Origin of the sequence: Nonomuraea sp. NPDC049158, assembly GCF_040648335.1 — a bacterium.
Lineage (GTDB): Bacteria > Actinomycetota > Actinomycetes > Streptosporangiales > Streptosporangiaceae > Nonomuraea.
This window is the reverse complement of the sequence record NZ_JBEZDM010000017.1, coordinates 176,135-189,659: the sequence shown is the minus strand read 5'-3', so window position 1 is coordinate 189,659 and position 13,525 is coordinate 176,135. Positions and strand designations below refer to the sequence as shown.

Sequence of the window (13,525 nt, the reverse complement as noted above, 5' to 3'; positions counted from 1 at the left end):
CTAAATGAGTCAATCCATTCCCCGCCCCCTGTCAGATATATCACAAAGGTGCATTTTATCCCGCTTTGTCGGGATATGTCCGGCTTACGGGCGGCGGCGCGCCTGACAATTTCCGGCCGATCCTGTCAATGAATCGCGTCTTCATATCCAGCCGGGAAAGGCCCGATAAGGACCACCCGAAATGTCATCGTCATAATATCTGGGCCCCCTATGGCCCTTGTCCGGGCAAAACCCGTCGCCCACAATCCAGAGGACACCGACGGACCACAGGAAGGAAACTCAGCGTGCCTGCGAACAATGACGTATTCGCGTACGGCCCCTCGCAAACGAGGTGCTGACGGTGACCCGCCACCGCGCCCCTCTGCCGGACGCCACGAGCGCCGCCTTCCTCGCCGAGGCACTGGCCGAGGCCAATGCCCTGCGCGCCGAGCACCACGCCCCACCGCTGGTCCTGGACCAGGAGCTGGTCGAGTACGCCAGATCCCGCGCCGCGTCGCGATCGGAATACCCGGACGCGGAGGCCGGGCACGACGGGTTACGGGAAGGCACCGGGGAGAACCTTTTCTGGGGCGCCGGCTCGAAACAACTGCCGCTCGACGCGGGGAAAGCGGTTGCCGAATGGTACGAGGAAATCAAGGGCTACGACTTCGCCGACCCGGAAAACGTCGCCGACTGCGGACACTTCACCCAACTGGTGTGGAGGGAGAGCCGGCGGATGGGCGCCGGACGCGTGGCCGGACGGGGCCCGGATTTCTACGAGACGTACATCGTCTTCGTTTTCGAGGCGGCCGGCAATAAGCCCGGCCACTTCGCGGAGAACGTACGGCCCGCCTGACTTCCGGCCCGGGAGCCGTGCCGCCGGCGGCTCCCCCTCCACCCGATCACTTCAGTCACATATGCGAATAAGACACACTTTCACTTTGATGACCGAAATCTTCCCCACGTCGAACGCGAAAAATCACGTTATCGTCACGGACAGTTTTCCTCCGCACTGTATCGGGGCGAAACGGTTGTGACGCTCAGGAGGTGGTGTAAGACTCGAATTCGAGCGAGCAGTCGTGCCGGGGCCCGCCGCACGCTCATTACCCGGAGCCGTCAGGGAGGTGTAACGACACGACCGGAAGAATATTCCGGTCAAAGGGTGGGGTTAATTTCATGTCGTTGAATCCGCGCCTGGTAAAGGAGAGTTTCTCCGTCGTGGAGCCGGTGGCCGACAAGGCCGCCGCCTACTTCTACGGCCGGTTGTTCGCCGAGAGTCCGCAGCTGCGGGGTATGTTCCCCCCGGCCATGGACCTGCAGCGCGACCGGCTCTTCGGCGCTCTGACCCGCATCGTGTGGAGCCTGGACAGCCCGGCCAGCCTGGCGTCCTTCCTCGGCCAGCTCGGGCGGGACCACCGCAAGTACGGCGTGATCGCGGAGCACTACACCGCGGTCGGCAACGCCCTGCTCGCGACCATCAAGCGGTTCGCCGCCGACATCTGGAACGAGGAGATCGAGGCCGCCTGGGCGGCCGCCTACACCGCCGCCGCCAACCTCATGATCGAGTCGGCCGAGTCCGACTCCGGAGTCTCGCCCGCGTGGTGGCTGGCCGAGGTCATCGACCACGAGCTGCGCGCCCCGGACATCGCCGTCGTGACGCTGCGGCCGACGCAGCGCCTGCCGTACACGGCGGGCCAATACGTCAACGTGCAGGTCTCGCGGTGGCCGCGCGTCTGGCGCACGTTCTCCATCGCCAACGCGCCGCGCCCGGACAACACGATCACGCTGCACGTGCGCTCGGTCCCCTGTGGCTGGGTGTCCACCACGCTGGCCAGGGACACCCGCATCGGCGACACGATCATGCTGGGCCCGCCGATGGGCACGATGTCGCTGTGCGACCGCAGCTCGCGCGACGTGCTGTGCGTGGCGGGCGGCACCGGCCTGGCGCCGCTCAAGGCGATCATCGAGCACATCATCGCCTCGGGCCGCCGCCCCAACATCCACCTGCTGTTCGGCGCGCGGACGGCGGCGGAGCTGTACGACCTGCCGGACCTCATCCGGATGGAGTCGTCCTTCCCCTGGCTGCGCGTCCTGCCGGTGGTCTCCGGCCAGGCCGGCTACGAGGGGATGCGCGGCCGGCTGCCGGAGGTCACCCAGCGCTTCCACTCGTGGGCCGAACACGAGGTGTACGTGTGCGGGCCGTCCGGCATGGTCAGCGAGACGGTCCGGCGGCTACGGATCGACGGCGTCCCCCTGTCCCGCATCCACCGCGACATCGTCCAGGGAGAACGCTAACGCGGTGACCACGACCGTTCCCCGGGTGTCCGTTCGCCCCTTACAACGGACCGTCTCCTCCCGCCCCCCGGAGGGGGTATCCCCTCCCCAAGGACGCCAGCCACAACGGACCGGCACACGGATGGAGACGGTCGCGCAACGAACCTGGTCACCGCGCCAGACGCGGCCGCGCGCTAGGAGGCGGGCCGCTGGAAGGCGGCGGCCGTTTCGTCGTCGTTGGGCCAGAACGTCTCGATGGCGAGCTCGGCGACCGTCACGTCCAGGGGCGTGCCGAAGGTGGCGATCGTGGTGAACATCGACAGGATCCGTGTGCCGTGCCTGATCCGCAGCGGCACCAGGAGGTCGGCCGGGCCCGGCACGTGCGCCACGTTCAGGTCCACGCCGGGGTAGGTGTAGGCGGCCAGCTCGTCGTGCAGCTCGGCCAGCTGCCCCGAGCCCGACGCCTCCGCCTGCCTGCGCAGCTGGTGCAGCAGGTGGGCGCGTACCTCCGCCAGGTTGACCAGCCGGCCACCCATCGCGTCGGGGTGCAGCGACAGCCGCATCACGTTGACCGGCTCCTTGAGCAGCTCAGCGGGCACTCCGTCCATGAACAGGGCGGCCGCCGAGTTGGCCGCCACCAGGTTCCAGGCGGCGTCCACGACCAGCGCGGGGTAGGGCTCGTGGCCGGCGAGGATCTTGTCGAGCGCCTGCCGGACGGCCTGCATCTCGGGGGCGCGTACCTCACGTTCGGGGAAGACCGGTGCGAACCCGGCCGCGACCAGCAGCCTGTTGCGGTGGCGCAGCGGCACCTCCAGCTCCTCCGACAGCTTCATCACCATCTCCCGGCTCGGCCGGGCGCGCCCGGTCTCCAGGAAGCTGACGTGGCGAGCCGACACCTCGGCCTCGATCGCCAGGTCGAGCTGGCTCACCCGCCGCCGCTGCCGCCAGGACCGCAGCAGTTCCCCGAACGACTCTTCCCCCACCGCGTACGCGCCATTGACCGACCCCATACGGCAACGCTACCGACAGGAGGGAAGCACGGCGATTACCTCATACGTAATCGCGCAGCAAATCGCCCAGTCCTCGGCGCTCCTGGTCATGGCGTGGCACGATGGCCGGGAAGCGAACACGGGAGCGATGGGAGCTTGTTATGAGCGACGCAGTGCTCGCGATCGGCACCCGCAAGGGCCTGTTCCTCGCCCGCTCGACGGACGGCGGCCCGTACGAGGTGGCGCCGATCCAGTTCTCCACGGTCGGCGTGACCTCGGTGGCGATCGACACGCGCGCCGCCGCGCCGCGAATCCTGGCCGGCATCGAGTACGGCCACTTCGGCCCCTCGGTGATGTACTCCGACGATCTCGGCGAAAGCTGGCAGGAGGCCGAGCGTCCCCCCATCGCCTTCCCCGAGAAGACAGGCGCGACCCTGACCAGGGTGTGGCAGCTCACGCCGTCGCCGGCCGAGCCCGAGGTGGTCTGGGCCGGGGTGGAGCCCGGCGCGCTGTTCCGCTCGGAGGACCGCGGCGTCACCTACGAGCTGGCCGAGGGGCTGTGGGAGCACCCGCACCGGCAGCACTGGCAACCGGGCGGCGGCGGGCTGTGCCTGCACACGGTCGTCAGCCATCCCACCGACCCGGCGGTCATGGGCGTCGCGGTGTCGACGGGCGGCTTCTATCGCACCACCGACGGCGGCCTCTCGTGGGAGGCCGCCAACCAGGGGATCCGCGCGCCGTTCATGCCGGAGGGGCAGCAATATCCCGAATACGGGCAGTGCGTGCACAAGGTCGGCATGCACCCATCCCAGCCCGAGCGGCTCTTCCTGCAGCACCACTTCGGCGTCTATCGCAGCGACGACTTCGGCGGCTCCTGGCACGACATCGGCGCGTCGCTGCCGTCCGACTTCGGCTTCCCGATCGTGGTGCATCCCGCGCGGCCCGACACGGTCTACGTGCTGCCGCTGACCGCCGACATCGACCGCACCCCGGTCGATCACCGCTACCGGGTCTTCCGCAGCCAGGACGCGGGCGGCACCTGGCAGCCGCTGGAGGCCGGGCTGCCCGAGGGGCCGGTGCACGCGAGCGTGCTGCGTGACGCGATGACCGCCTCCGAGGCGGGGGTGTTCTTCGGCACCCGCGACGGCGAGGTCTACTGCTCGCGGGACGACGGCGGCACCTGGTCGACGGTCGTCCGGCACCTGCCCGACGTGCTCAGCGTGCGCGCGGCGGTGCTGTAGCCCATGGCGAAGAACGTGATGATGGTGGTCTTCGTCCTGCCCAGCTCGCTGCGCCGCTGGGTGAGCGGCGACAGCGAGGTGAAGGTCTTCGCCGTCGCCGCCGACCAGCACACCCCGCCGACGCTCGGCTCCGCGCTGGACATGCTGCGGCGTACGCATCCGCTGCTGGAGGAGCGGCTGCGCGACGACTACGGGCGCATCCGCCGGCACATCAACATGATCGTGTGCGGCGAGAACGCCCGCGGCCTCGGCAGCCTCGACTGCGCGCTGCCACCGGGCGCCGAGGTCTACGTCATGCCGGCGCTGGCCTGATCATGCCTGCTTGTCAGCCGCACTGATCACGCCGGCTTGCCGAACCTCGCTGATTCACGGCTGCCGTTTCACCTCACACCTTGCGCCAGCCCGGGACCCAGGCCCCGTCCTCGATGACGTAGTCACCGAACAGGGCGGGCGCCTCCTTGACCATGAGCGCGCCGATGTGCTGGAACAGCAGCCGGATCTCCTCCTCGGCCCCCACCGCCGTGCGCGCCTCGATCGTGTGCCGCAGCGTGCGTACGTTGGCCGTCCAGACCAGGCCGGTGGCCAGCCCCTCCGGGGCGAAGCGGCGCATGAACGAGGTGCGGTGCTTCTTCTCCGAGAACGGCACGCCCTCCTCGTCGAGCCCGAAGTGATCGGCCATCCAGACCTGGAACTGCTCCATCTGCTCCAGCAGGGCCGTGGCCCGCTTCATCAGCTCGGGGTCGGACTGGGCCCACTCGGGGAACCAGAAGGGCAGCTCGTCGAGGCGGACGAAGCGCAGCGACTCCTGCGAGATGGCCACCCCGGGACGGTGCCTGACGAGCTCGTGGGTGAGCACGCGGCTGACGTTGTGCAGCACGAAGCTGAAGTTGAGGTGCTCGAGCACCGAGCCGTGGGCGCTGGCCAGGATGTTGCGCAGGTAGTCGCCCTGGTCCTCGCGGATGCGCACGACGTTGGGGTTGAGTCCGGGCTCGAAGGAGCGGTAGCACAGGCGCCCGGCGAACTCGGCCAGGTTCTGTGCGTCGAGGTCGCCCCGGTCGAGCCGCTCCAGCCAGCTCTCGCCGCCGACCTCGCCGAGGTAGCGGGCGAGCTCGTCGTAGTCGAGTTCTGGACGGGCGACGAGGAACACCTCGGGTTCGACGGTGCGCATGGGCGAGCCCCCGCTCGGGTTAGGCGATGTGATGGCCCCCAGCAAACCAGGTCACGGACCCGCGCGCGACTCGGCGCGGGGCGGGGCCGAACACTTGTCCCTTCAAGTTTTTCGCCCTACAGTCAGCACTCTCGATACTTGAAGGGACAACTTATGAACGTCGTCCTCTGGGTCCTCCAGATCCTGCTCGCCGCCGCCTTCCTCGTGGGAGGGTTCCTGAAGGCCACCCAGCCCAAGGAGAAGTTCCAGGCGCGCATGGGATGGGTGGATGACTTCAGCCAGGCGCAGGTCAGGGCTATCGGCGTGGTGGAGTTCCTCGGCGCGCTCGGCCTCGTGCTGCCCTGGGCCACCGGCATCGCCCCGGTCCTCACGCCCCTGGCGGCGGTCGGCCTCGGCATCACCATGATCGTCGCCGCCCAGGTGCACCGGCGGCGCAAGGAGAGCTTCGCGGTTAACCTGGTACTGCTGGCGCTGACGGTCATCGTCGCGGTCGGCCGATTCTGACGCTGGGGGTCTGTTGGACGAGGGGCTCGGCCGTGACGAGCAGCGAGCGTGGCAGGGCCTGCTCGCGGTGATGCTCGTCGGCATTCCGCGGGTGGAGCGCACGTTCCGCGCGTACGGGCTGGTCCACATCGAATACGGCCTGCTCAACACGCTGGCGGCCGGGCCGTTGCGGCTGAGCGACCTGGCCACCCTGGGCAACGTCTCGATCAGCCGCCTGAGCCACCGGGTCAGCAAGCTGGTCGAGCGCGGCTACGTACGGCTGCGGCCCGACGAGAACGACGGCCGGGCCAGCGTCGCCGAGATCACCCCCGAGGGGCGGGCGGTCATCACCGCGATCGCGCCCGACCACGCGCGGGCCCTGCGCGAGGTGCTGTTCGACCACCTGTCGCCCGAGCAGGTCGCCGCGCTGGCCGACGCCATGCAGAGCGTCGGGGCCAAGCTCGGCGCCTGCATGGCGGACGACCGCGCGACAGAGCGGCCCGGAGGTTGTGGCTAGGTGATGTCGCGCCGGATCGTCGTGGCCGAGGCGACCGCCGAGAAGAGCACCGCGTACCCGAGCAGCACCAGGGCGCCCGCCCAGGCCGGCAGCAGGTAGGCGGTGCCCAGCCCGAGATCGACGCCGCTGTTGGTCACCGCGCCGCCCGCGCCGGCCGGCGTCCACTTGCCGACGGGCTGCAACGCGGGGATCGCGGTGACCAGGGCCTCGACGATGAACACCCACACCACCGCCACGATGATCGCGCCGAGCTGGTTCTTGATCAGCGCGCCCAGCCCGACTCCGAACAGCGTGTAGAGGATCAGCACGAGCAGCACGCCCGCGGCGATGCGCAGGACCTTCGCGGACAGGACCAGTTCACCGCCGGACAGCGGGACCGTCACGACCACCGCGACGGCGGTCAGCGCCAGCACGATCAGCCCGAAGGCCAGTCCGACGACCACGCCCGCCCCGAGCTTGGCCACGACCACCCGCTCGCGCCGGGGCGTGGCGAGGAACGTGGTGGTGATGGTCTGGTAGCGGTATTCGGCGGTCATCATGACGACCCCGAGGATCATCGGGAACAGCACGCCGCTCGAACCGAGCCCCCACAGGAGCTCCTGGAAGGGCACAGTGCCCCGGCTGGGGAAGACCTGCCGGCCGTTCTGGCCGGTCTGGCCGGCGAACCCGATCGTGAGACCGAGCTGCAGGAGCACATAGGCGACCGTGACGCCCAGCATCACCCACCAGAGCCTGGTGGTGCGGAGCTTGAGCAGCTCCGCCCTGATCAGCGTCATCAGCCCTGCCCCTCCCCCGTCAGCTCCAGGAAGACCTGCTGCAGGTCGGAGCGTTCGGGCGTGACCTCGCTCAGCACGACCTTCGCGTCGAGCGCGATCCGGCCGATGTCCTCGGCCTCGAGGCCCCGTACGCGCAGAAACCCGTCCTGCTGTTCGACCGTGGCTCCGGCGCGTTCGAGGGCCGGGACGAGCTCGGCGACCCCCGTGGTGCGCACCCTGACGGCCGCGTCGCCGTTGGAGACCAGCTCGGCCAGGCTGCCCTGGCGCACCAGGCGGCCCTTGGCGATGATCACCACGTTGTCGACGATCTGCTCGACCTCGGCCAGCACGTGGCTGGAGACCAGGACGGCGGCGCCCTGGTCGTGGGACAGGTAGCGCAGGAAGCCGCGCAGCCACTGGATGCCCGCCGGATCGAGCCCGTTGGCGGGCTCGTCGAGGATGAGCACCTTGGGATGACCGATCAGCGCGGTGGCCAGCGCCAGCCGCTGCCGCATGCCGAGCGAGAAGACCTGCACCCGCTTACCGGCCACGTCGGCGAGGCCGACCTGGTCCAGCGCCTCCGTGGCGCGCTCGCGGGGCAGCCGGGCCGCCGCGCAGAGCACCCGGAGATGGTTGAGGGCCGTACGACCCGGATGGAAGTTGGTGGCTTCGAGCACCGCGCCCACCTCGCTGAGGGGATGCGGTAACTCGACGTAGCGCCGGCCGTTGACCAGCGCCGTGCCGGAATCGGCGGTGCACAGCCCGAGCAGGCTGCGCAGGGTGGTGGTCTTGCCCGCCCCGTTCGGGCCAAGGTAGCCGGTGATGGTGCCCGGCTCCACTGTGAACGACACCCCGTCGACCGCGCGTACCGGTCCGAACGCCTTGCGAAGGTTTCGAATCTCGATCGCACTCATCTTGCGGCCATTATCACGAAATGGGGTTTCCGCCACCTCCTCCCCGAGGAGGATTCAGAGCCGGTAGACCCGGCGGGCATTGCCGGAGCCGATCATGTGGGCCACCCTGGCCGCGTCGGCGGCGCTCCACTCCCCCGCGTCGAGCCGCGACTTCAGCGTGGCGGCCAGGGCCCGGCGGAAGTAGAGGGCGCCCAGGTGGCCGGTCTCGGCGACGCCGTGGCAACCGGAACCGAAGAGCTGCTTGTGGAACGGCGCCAGTTCCAGCAGCTCGTCCATGATCCGCGCGGATCCGGCCGCGCTGTGGGTCAGCGCGAGGCCGGCGTCGACGTAGACGTGCGGGAAGACCCCGGCCAGGTAGGCGGCCTGGCGGTGGAACGGGTAGCCGTGCAGCAGCACCACCGGCACACCGGCCGGCTGCAGCGCCCTGACGAACGTAGTCATCCGCGCCGGGTCGGTGCGATGCACCCCGGGGTAGGACAGATCACCGAATCCGGCGTGGAACTGCAGGGGCAGGCCGCGGTCCCTGGCCACGTCGACCGCGGTCCACAGCAGGTGGCGCAGCAGGATCGGGTCGGTCAGCGGCTCCTTGGGGTCGGACAGCCGGCGGTTGGCCGCCGCGATGACCGAGCCCCTGCTCGGCCTCGACGGGTCGAAGTCGAGGCCGCACCGGTGACCGATGACCGTCGCCATGGCCACGGCTCTGGCGGCCCTGGCGGTGAGCTCCTCGGCCAGGCTGTCCATGTAGTCGAGGGCCGTCTCGGCCATCTCCACGACGTCCTGCTCGATCTGCTCGATGCCGACGACCTCGTTCGCGGTCGCGTCGCCGTGGCGGGCCAGCTCGGCGGCGGTCAGCAGCTCGGCGCCCTCCATGCCGGTGTCGACCAGGAGCGTCCCGACCCCGGCGGCCCGCAGCAGCCGCCGGTTGACCTCGTCGGCGCCGAGGTCGGCCCGGCGCGCCAGGTAGACGGTGGGAGGCGCGTGCGGTTCCAGGCCGAGCACGGGCGCGCACCAGCGGCGGATGGCCGCGCCGATCGGCGCGTCGAAGTGGGTGGTGCCCGGCGGCGCGGGGCAGCCGCCCTCGTTGATCAGCAGCTCGAACTGGGCTCTGGACAGGTCGTCGCGGCGCACCCCGTGACAGTGGTGGTCGACGAGCGGGGCGAGGAGGGCGTCACACACCGTATCGGGAAGATCTACGGGGAGCATGCGGAGACTCTAGGTGGCCTCCGCACGCTCCCGCGGCCGTTTTACCTACCCGAGAGACGCGCTAGATCCTCACGTGTGAAAGCCCTCACCTGAGAGCCCTCACCGGCGGGCGAGGCGGAGCACATTGGCGATGACGCGCGCGCCCGCGCCGCCCTCGGCGGTGAGGATGGACTCCGGGTGGAACTGCACGGCGAAGCGGCGCCGCTCGGTGTCCTCGATCGCCATGACGTTGCCGTCGGGCGTCAGCGCGGTCGGGGTGAAGCCGACCACGCCGACCCGCTTGGCGTGCAGGGAGTGGTAGCGGGCCGCGACGAACTCCTCGGGCAGCCCGTCGAGCAGCGCGTCGCCGCCGCCCAGCCGGGTGACCTGGCCGCGCTTGCCGTGCTCGGGGTAGTCGAGCAGCTCCAGCGAGCCGCCCGCGTGCTCGACCATCGCCTGCAGGCCGAGGCAGACGCCGAAGACCGGCAGGTCACGGGCGTAGATCTCGTCGATGAGCGCCGACATGCCGAAGTCGGAGGGCCAGCCGGGGCCCGGTGACAGGACGACGAGGTCGGGCGCGATGTCGTCGAGCATGGCCGAGGGGAAGCCGTGGCGCAGCGTGACGACGTCGGCGCCCTCCTGGCGGAAGTAGTCGGCCAGGGTGTTGACGAAGGAGTCCTCGTGGTCGACGAGCAGCACCTTCATGCCCTGGCCCGGCTGCTCGCGGACCGGGACGACCGGCTTGGCGTGCGGCTGGTTGACCGCGGCCAGGGCGCCGAGCAGGGCGCTGGCCTTGAGCTCGGTCTCGCGCTCCTCGGCCTCGGGGTCGGAGTCGAACAGCAGCGTGGCGCCGGCCCTGACGGTCGCCAGGCCGTTCTTGATCTGGGCGGTGCGCAGGGTCAGGCCGGTGTTCATGGAGCCGTCGAAGCCGATGAAGCCGATGGCGCCGCCGTACCACCTGCGGGTGGTGGCCTCATGGTCCTCGATGAACTGCATGGCCCAGGTCTTGGGCGCGCCGGTGACCGTGACGGCCCACATGTGGGTCAGGAAGGCGTCGAGGGCGTCGAACTCGGGGCGCAGCCGGCCCTCGATGTGGTCGACGGTGTGGATCAGGCGGGAGTAGAGCTCGATCTGGCGGCGGCCGATGACCCGGACGGAGCCGGGCACGCAGATGCGCGACTTGTCGTTGCGGTCGACGTCGGTGCACATGGTCAGCTCCGACTCCTCCTTGACGCTGGTCAGGAGGGTGCGGATGGCCTCGGCGTCCTCGATCGGGTTGCTGCCGCGGGCGATCGTGCCGGAGATGGGGCAGGTCTCGACGCGGTCGCCGCTCACCCGGACGTACATCTCGGGCGAGGCGCCGACGAGGTGCTCGCCCTCGCCGAGGCTGATGATGAACTCGTAGGGGGCCGGGTTGCTGTGCCGCAGGCCGCGGAAGAAGGCCGACGGGTCGGTGCAGGGGGCGTGGAAGACCTGGCCGGGCACGACCTCGAACAGGTCGCCGCGCTTGAACTTCTCCTTGGCGGCGGCCACGACCTTGGCGTATGTGCCCCTCTTGGGGTCGGCGGGCACCTCGGCGGGCTCGGTGAGGGGCACGGACTCGCCGGTGCGCTCCAGGCCGCGGGTGGTGGCGCCGTCGACGGTGAACTCGTAGCGGTATTCGACGCTGGTCTCGCGCTGGCGGTCGATCACCACCAGTCTGTCGGGCAGGTGCAGCACCAGGTCACGCTGGTCGTCGGGGCGGACGAGCTCCTGCCTGATCGGCTCGAACTGGAAGGCCAGGTCGTAGCCGAAGGAGCCGTAGAGGCCAAGGTGCGGGTCGTCGCCCCGGAAGGCGGCGATGACCTCGCGGATCGCGGTGAACACGGTGGGCCGGCGGCTGCGCATCTCCTCGGTGAGCAGGTCGCCCGACTCGGGCACGTAGACCTCGACGTGGTCGGCGGTCGGCTCCTCGACGGGCTTGCCGGCGGCCAGCAGGCAGGAGACCACGGCGGGCAGCACGACCCGGCCGCGCGCGTTGAGCGCCCTGGCCGAGATGTGGCGGCCCCTGGCGACCAGCTCCAGGCACGGGTCGACGTAGCCGAAGGCCCATCGGCTGTAGCGGCCCGGGTAGTCCATTCCGGAGGAGAAGGCGCCGCCGCGTCTCTCCCCGAGTGCCGTCACGATCTCTTCGAGCGCTTCCTCAGGCACCTGGCCTACCTCGCGCTCGACGCCGATGCCCCCGGCGGTGGTGTATCCGCTCGTCTCCACTGCTGCCCCTTGTCGAAAACCGATGATCGAACACCGACACTGATGCCCCGGGGGCGGACACGAGAAAGGCCGCCTTCCGGGGCGGCCGTCCGTTTGGGAATGCGAATCACGCGCCGCCTACTAGCGGCGCCACCACTGAAGCTGCAACGAGATTCGCATGTGGCAAGCGTAACCGGCTCGCGATGATCACGCAACGCGCCCGCGCCGGGACGCCCCCAGATGGGCGAAACGCCCGGCAAATAGGGGTGCGCAACTCCTGACGGGAGTTCTGACGAACGGCTAACTTTAGCAATCATGGAACGCCCCCCGTTACTAGCGTGGCGCTCGGTCACGTTGATCTCGATCTTGTTGTTCGCGGTGCTGCTGCTGCTCAGCGGGAGCTACGGATATCACCGCGATGAGATGTACTTCCGTGTGCTGTCCGAGCACCCCGCCTGGGGGTACGTCGACCAGCCCGCGTTGGCGCCGATGGCGGCCAAGCTGTCGATCGCCGTGTTCGGCGACACGCTCTTCGGGATCAGGGTGCTGCCCGCGCTGGCCGCGGCGATCCTCGTCGTGCTCGTCACGCTCATCACCCGCGAGCTGGGCGGCCGTGGCGTCGCGCAGATCCTGGCCGCGCTCGGCACGGCGACCGGCGCCTACACCTTCATCGCCGGGCACACGCTGCTGACGCTCAGCTTCGACCTGCCGTTCTGGGCGGCGGCCATCCTGTTCATGACCAAGGCGCTGATGCGCGAGCAGCCACGGTGGTGGCCGGCCGTCGGGCTGATCGCCGGGCTGGCCACCTACAACAAGCACCTGATCGTCATGCTGCTGCTGGGCCTCGCGGTCGGGCTGGTGGCCGTGGGGCCGCGCCGGATCCTGGCCAGCCCCTGGCTGTGGGGTGGCGCGCTGATCGCGGCGGCGCTGGCCGTACCGAACCTGCTCTATCAGGCCACGCACGACTGGCCGCAGCTCAAGATGGCCGCGGCGCTGAGCGGGGAGCGGGGCGGCGAGATGCGGGCGCTGTTCGTGCCCATGCAGCTCACGCTGTTCGGGCCGGTGGTGACGATCATCGGCGCGTTCGGCTGGGTGCGCCTGTGGCGCGACCGGCGGGTGCGGGCGCTGGCCGTCGCCTATCCCGCCGCGGCCGTGGCGACGCTGATCAGCGGCGGGCGCTTCGACTACACGGCCGGCCTGATCCTGCTGCTGTTCGCGGCGGGCTGCGTGAGCGCGGAGGCGGCGGGTCTGGGCAAGGTACGCCTGGCCGCCGGGTCCCTCGTGGTGAACGGCCTGGTGTCGGCCGTGATCGCGCTGCCGCTCATCCCGGCCGCCAGCCTGGCCGCCACTCCGGTGCCGGCGATCGACGAGGTCGTGCGCGAGTCCATCGGCTGGCCGCAGTTCGCTGCCAAGGTTCAGAACGTGCTGCGCTCGCTGCCGCCGGCGGACCAGGCGCGGGCCATCGTCATGACCGGCAGCTACGGCGAGCACGGCGCGCTCGTGCGCGCCGGGATCCCGCGCGTCTACAGCGGCCAGAACCAGCTCCACGAGTACGGCCCGCCGCCCGAGAACGCCACCGTCGCGGTCATGGTCAACATCGGCCCGCGCGGCATGGACTTCCAGTACGACAGCTGCGAGCAGAAGGACCGCGTCGACAACGGCATCGGCGTCGACAACGAGCTGCAGGGCATGGGCATCTTCCTGTGCCGGGGGCTCAAGCAGCCGTGGAGCGTGGCCTGGCCCCGCTACCAGCACTTCGACTGACGCCCCGGCCGTTGGGGTGCCCCCGGGCTA

Annotated in this window: 13 protein-coding genes; 7 read left to right on the top strand and 6 right to left on the bottom strand. The window is 70.0% G+C overall.

Features of this window, described 5'->3' with window-relative positions:
* The first annotated feature begins 340 nt into the window (after positions 1-340).
* On the top strand, positions 341-835 hold the full coding sequence (locus tag AB0B61_RS32535; RefSeq protein WP_358439987.1) for a CAP domain-containing protein: 495 nt from the start codon (positions 341-343) through the stop codon (positions 833-835).
* A gap of 320 nt (positions 836-1,155) precedes the next feature.
* Complete coding sequence (locus tag AB0B61_RS32530) at positions 1,156-2,274, top strand: globin domain-containing protein (protein ID WP_358439985.1); 1,119 nt, start codon at positions 1,156-1,158, stop codon at positions 2,272-2,274.
* Positions 2,275-2,447: 173 nt separating this feature from the next.
* Here AB0B61_RS32530 and AB0B61_RS32525 read toward each other — a convergent pair whose 3' ends face one another.
* Positions 2,448-3,263 (bottom strand): helix-turn-helix transcriptional regulator, encoded by an 816-nt coding sequence (locus tag AB0B61_RS32525; protein WP_358439982.1) that lies wholly within the window; start codon positions 3,261-3,263, stop codon positions 2,448-2,450.
* A 140-nt stretch (positions 3,264-3,403) separates the two neighbouring features.
* On the opposite strand from AB0B61_RS32525, the gene AB0B61_RS32520 reads away from it, so the two are divergent.
* Positions 3,404-4,483 carry an exo-alpha-sialidase gene (locus AB0B61_RS32520; RefSeq protein ID WP_358439979.1) on the top strand — a complete coding sequence of 360 codons (1,080 nt, stop codon included), beginning with the start codon at positions 3,404-3,406 and terminating at the stop codon, positions 4,481-4,483.
* 3 nt (positions 4,484-4,486) lie between these two features.
* Positions 4,487-4,795, top strand: coding sequence for a hypothetical protein (locus tag AB0B61_RS32515; protein WP_358439976.1), 309 nt, complete (start codon positions 4,487-4,489; stop codon positions 4,793-4,795).
* Between the two features lie 73 nt (positions 4,796-4,868).
* On the opposite strand, the gene thyX is transcribed toward AB0B61_RS32515, so the two are convergent.
* Entirely contained in the window at positions 4,869-5,651 is a 783-nt protein-coding gene (thyX, locus tag AB0B61_RS32510; RefSeq protein WP_358439973.1) for an FAD-dependent thymidylate synthase, read from the bottom strand.
* Between the two features lie 153 nt (positions 5,652-5,804).
* On the opposite strand from thyX, the gene AB0B61_RS32505 reads away from it, so the two are divergent.
* Both AB0B61_RS32505 and AB0B61_RS32500 read left to right on the top strand, forming a co-directional pair.
* Positions 5,805-6,155, top strand: coding sequence for a DoxX family protein (locus AB0B61_RS32505; RefSeq protein WP_358439970.1), 351 nt, complete (start codon positions 5,805-5,807; stop codon positions 6,153-6,155).
* A 13-nt stretch (positions 6,156-6,168) separates the two neighbouring features.
* Positions 6,169-6,651 carry a MarR family transcriptional regulator gene (locus AB0B61_RS32500; RefSeq protein WP_358439967.1) on the top strand — a complete coding sequence of 161 codons (483 nt, stop codon included), beginning with the start codon at positions 6,169-6,171 and terminating at the stop codon, positions 6,649-6,651.
* Here AB0B61_RS32500 and AB0B61_RS32495 read toward each other — a convergent pair.
* The 4 genes from AB0B61_RS32495 to AB0B61_RS32480 form a co-directional block, all read right to left on the bottom strand.
* Positions 6,648-7,427, bottom strand: a complete 780-nt coding sequence (locus AB0B61_RS32495) for an ABC transporter permease (protein ID WP_358439964.1) — start codon at positions 7,425-7,427, stop codon at positions 6,648-6,650. The genes AB0B61_RS32500 and AB0B61_RS32495 overlap by 4 nt on opposite strands.
* Positions 7,427-8,320 (bottom strand): ATP-binding cassette domain-containing protein, encoded by an 894-nt coding sequence (locus AB0B61_RS32490; protein WP_358439962.1) that lies wholly within the window; start codon positions 8,318-8,320, stop codon positions 7,427-7,429. Before AB0B61_RS32490 ends, AB0B61_RS32495 begins: the two co-directional genes overlap by 1 nt.
* Before the next feature lie 54 nt (positions 8,321-8,374).
* On the bottom strand, positions 8,375-9,523 hold the full coding sequence (locus AB0B61_RS32485) for an amidohydrolase family protein (protein WP_358439959.1): 1,149 nt from the start codon (positions 9,521-9,523) through the stop codon (positions 8,375-8,377).
* A 99-nt stretch (positions 9,524-9,622) separates the two neighbouring features.
* On the bottom strand, positions 9,623-11,752 hold the full coding sequence (locus AB0B61_RS32480; protein WP_358439956.1) for an anthranilate synthase component I: 2,130 nt from the start codon (positions 11,750-11,752) through the stop codon (positions 9,623-9,625).
* Between the two features lie 294 nt (positions 11,753-12,046).
* Here AB0B61_RS32480 and AB0B61_RS32475 point away from each other — a divergent pair, with 294 nt between their 5' ends.
* The gene (locus AB0B61_RS32475) at positions 12,047-13,495 is read left to right on the top strand and encodes a glycosyltransferase family 39 protein (protein WP_358439954.1); all 1,449 of its coding nucleotides are present in this window, start codon (positions 12,047-12,049) and stop codon (positions 13,493-13,495) included.
* Positions 13,496-13,525: the final 30 nt, after the last annotated feature.

Coding starts and splice junctions, on each gene's coding strand:
- AB0B61_RS32530 (WP_358439985.1), top strand. CDS start 1,156: ATGTCGTTGAATCCGCGCCTGGTAAAGGAGAGTTTCTCCGTCGTGGAG.
- AB0B61_RS32525 (WP_358439982.1), bottom strand. CDS start 3,263: ATGGGGTCGGTCAATGGCGCGTACGCGGTGGGGGAAGAGTCGTTCGGG.
- AB0B61_RS32520 (WP_358439979.1), top strand. CDS start 3,404: ATGAGCGACGCAGTGCTCGCGATCGGCACCCGCAAGGGCCTGTTCCTC.
- AB0B61_RS32515 (WP_358439976.1), top strand. CDS start 4,487: ATGGCGAAGAACGTGATGATGGTGGTCTTCGTCCTGCCCAGCTCGCTG.
- thyX (WP_358439973.1), bottom strand. CDS start 5,651: ATGCGCACCGTCGAACCCGAGGTGTTCCTCGTCGCCCGTCCAGAACTC.
- AB0B61_RS32505 (WP_358439970.1), top strand. CDS start 5,805: ATGAACGTCGTCCTCTGGGTCCTCCAGATCCTGCTCGCCGCCGCCTTC.
- AB0B61_RS32495 (WP_358439964.1), bottom strand. CDS start 7,427: ATGACGCTGATCAGGGCGGAGCTGCTCAAGCTCCGCACCACCAGGCTC.
- AB0B61_RS32490 (WP_358439962.1), bottom strand. CDS start 8,320: ATGAGTGCGATCGAGATTCGAAACCTTCGCAAGGCGTTCGGACCGGTA.
- AB0B61_RS32485 (WP_358439959.1), bottom strand. CDS start 9,523: ATGCTCCCCGTAGATCTTCCCGATACGGTGTGTGACGCCCTCCTCGCC.
- AB0B61_RS32475 (WP_358439954.1), top strand. CDS start 12,047: ATGGAACGCCCCCCGTTACTAGCGTGGCGCTCGGTCACGTTGATCTCG.